We start from the raw sequence: 2,622 nt of genomic DNA on the forward strand, positions 1-2,622 counted from the left end.
GGTTTATGGATTCATCAACCGGGATATTGTTTCGAATCTTGCAAGCACTTTCGATGCAGCGAATCCTAATGCGTGCAGTTTGAAACGCCCAGATACGCTCGTTCCTCAACAAACATTGTTCGCATTGAACTCGGAGTTCATCCAAGACCGAGCGAAGAGCCTAGTAACGCTCATGAAGTCCTCATCAGGCAGTGAAGATTCGAATGAGCGAATCACTTGGTTGTATCGTCGTCTCTTTGGACGAGATCCGTTGTCCGATGAAATGGAATCGATGCTCCAATTCGTTCAAAAAGCGAAAACGAATAACGCCGACGGTGCGACAGCAGATCGATGGCAGAGTTTGGTTCATGCCATGTTGGCTTCCAATGAATTTTCTTTCGTAGACTGAGGTGAAGAATGATCGAGCCCATCGTTGAACGACGCGCTTTTCTCCAACGCAGCGGAATGGGAATGGGTGCATTGGGGCTGGCTGGTCTGCTACAGGCGGAAACGGAATCCAAACGACCGGGCATTCATTTCCCTGCCAAGGCGGAACATGTGATTCACATCTTCCTGAACGGCGGTATGTCCCAAGTCGATACGTTTGATCCCAAGCCGGAGCTCACCAAGCGAGGTGGTCAGATGTTGCCGTTTGACAATCTTCAGACGGAACGGAAAACGGGCGTTGCGTTGCCATCGCCGTTCGAATTTGCGCAGCATGGGGAGAGCGGGATACCGATAAGTGATTTGTTTCCATCGGTTGCCAAATGCGCTGACGATCTTGCGGTGATTCGATCGATGCATGTCGAGTTGCCAAGTCACGAGATGTCATTGATGTTGATGAACACAGGGGACATGAGACTTGTTCGACCTAGCGTCGGATCATGGCTCACCTGGGGGATGGGTTCGGAGAATCAGAATCTACCAGGCTTTGTGGCATTGTGCCCCAGCGGGCTTCCAGTCGGTGGCGCTGGGAATTGGCGTTCTGCGTTTTTGCCAGGAGCCTACCAAGGGACACATATCGATACTTCGAACTCCGATCCTTCGAAACTAATCGCCAATTTGAAGAACAGCCGGCTCAGCACGTCCGAGCAGCTTGAGCAGTTTGAATTGCTCAAGCAATTGAATGCCAAGCATCTTGAGTCACGACCAGGCGAGCCAGCCATGGAAGCTCGCATTCGCTCGTTTGAGTTGGCTTATCGAATGCAGCTCGAAGCCACCGATGCATTCGATACGACGCAAGAGCCCGAGCATATTCTGAAACTTTACGGCGAAGGGCCCCAGAATCGACAATTGTTGATGGCAAGAAGATTGGTGGAACGAGGTGTCCGATTCGTTCAAACGTGGCATGGCAATCTGCAGCCTTGGGATAGCCATTCGAATATCAAGTCGGAGCATCGCAAAGTCGCCAACGAATGCGATCAAGGGATCGGAGCGTTGTTGGTGGATCTCAAACAACGAGGGCTGTTGTCCAAGACCCTAGTCATTTGTTCGGGAGAGTTTGGGCGAACGCCATCGGTGGAGTTAGGCCAAAACGGTTCAGGTGCCGGACAAGGCCGCGATCACAATCATTGGGGCTTTTCTCTTTGGATGGCGGGTGGAGGCATCAAGGCAGGAACGATTTATGGGGCGACCGATGAGTTCGGTTTCAAAGCTATTGAGAATCCTGTCTCTGCTCACGATTTGCATGCCACGATACTGCATTTGATGGGAATCGATCACGAGCGGTTCACCTACCGCTACGCTGGCCGTGACTTTCGTCTCACCGACGTCTTCGGCCGCGTGGTGAAAGAAGTTATCGCTTGAAGGCAGGTTGTGAAGGCCCGGGTAACGCTTGGATGTTGTCGCTCGCACGATCGAGCGAAATCGATCGACGACAGCCATCAGGAATCCATCACCAGCTAAGCGATAAGCATCCCAGCGATGCATGCTGTCATATTCGCGGCGAGCGTACCACCAATAAGGGCTTTCCAGCCGAGTCTCGCTAAATCGGCCCTTCGTTCGGGTGCCATCGCGCCGATGCCGCCGACTTGGATACCGATCGAACTGATGTTCGCAAAGGCTGCGAGCGCATAGGTCATGATGATCCGAGTACGTTCGCTAATCGGGTTCTCCCCGGTAAGCATCGGACCGAGTTGACTAAAGGCTAAGAATTCGTTCGCAACTGTTCGCAGTCCGAGCAATTTTCCTGCGGCAAGGCAATCGCCACTTTCGATTCCCATGATCCAAGCCATCGGGGCGAAGGCATACCCCATGAGGTATGCGAGCGTTAGTGTCGGTTTGTTGTCGGCATCCTTGAGTGAAAAGAGCAAGCCGATATTCCCGAGAATGAGATCACACAACGCGACCAACGCTAAGAATGCGATGAGCATGGCACCGATGTTGAGCGCCAAGAGCAAACCATCAGATGCTCCTTGGGCAGCAGCACCAACAACATTCGGACTCGTTCGTTCACTGGATAGTTCCAGCGACTTGTTGACTTCGACACCCTCCTCTTCCGGGTGCATGATTTTAGCTACGACCAATGCCGCTGGAGCCGAGATGATGCATGCGATCATCAAGTGTCCAGCCTCTGCTCCAAAGTTAATGTAACTGGCCAACAACGAGCCCGTGACGGTTGCGAATCCCCCGACCATCATGGCG

General features: G+C 52.6%; 3 protein-coding genes. 2 read left to right on the forward strand and 1 reads right to left on the reverse strand.

All coding sequences use genetic code 11. The features are described 5' to 3' along the window. Together ACIQ2L_RS13415 and ACIQ2L_RS13420 are read left to right on the forward strand one after the other, a co-directional pair. Positions 1 to 388, forward strand: a 388-nt coding sequence (locus tag ACIQ2L_RS13415; RefSeq protein WP_396159675.1) for a DUF1553 domain-containing protein, incomplete at its 5' end; no start/stop codon positions are given. An 8-nt stretch (positions 389 to 396) separates the two neighbouring features. Continuing rightward, positions 397 to 1,785, forward strand: coding sequence for a DUF1501 domain-containing protein (locus ACIQ2L_RS13420; protein WP_396159677.1), 1,389 nt, complete (start codon positions 397 to 399; stop codon positions 1,783 to 1,785). Between the two features lie 95 nt (positions 1,786 to 1,880). On the opposite strand, the gene ACIQ2L_RS13425 is transcribed toward ACIQ2L_RS13420, so the two are convergent. Then, the coding region (locus ACIQ2L_RS13425) for a nucleoside transporter C-terminal domain-containing protein (RefSeq protein WP_396159679.1) at positions 1,881 to 2,622 on the reverse strand (742 nt) is incomplete at its 5' end.

The sequence above is a fragment of the Flavobacterium sp. genome (assembly GCF_044369455.1).
In the GTDB taxonomy this organism is placed as follows: Bacteria; Bacteroidota; Bacteroidia; order Flavobacteriales; family Flavobacteriaceae; genus Flavobacterium.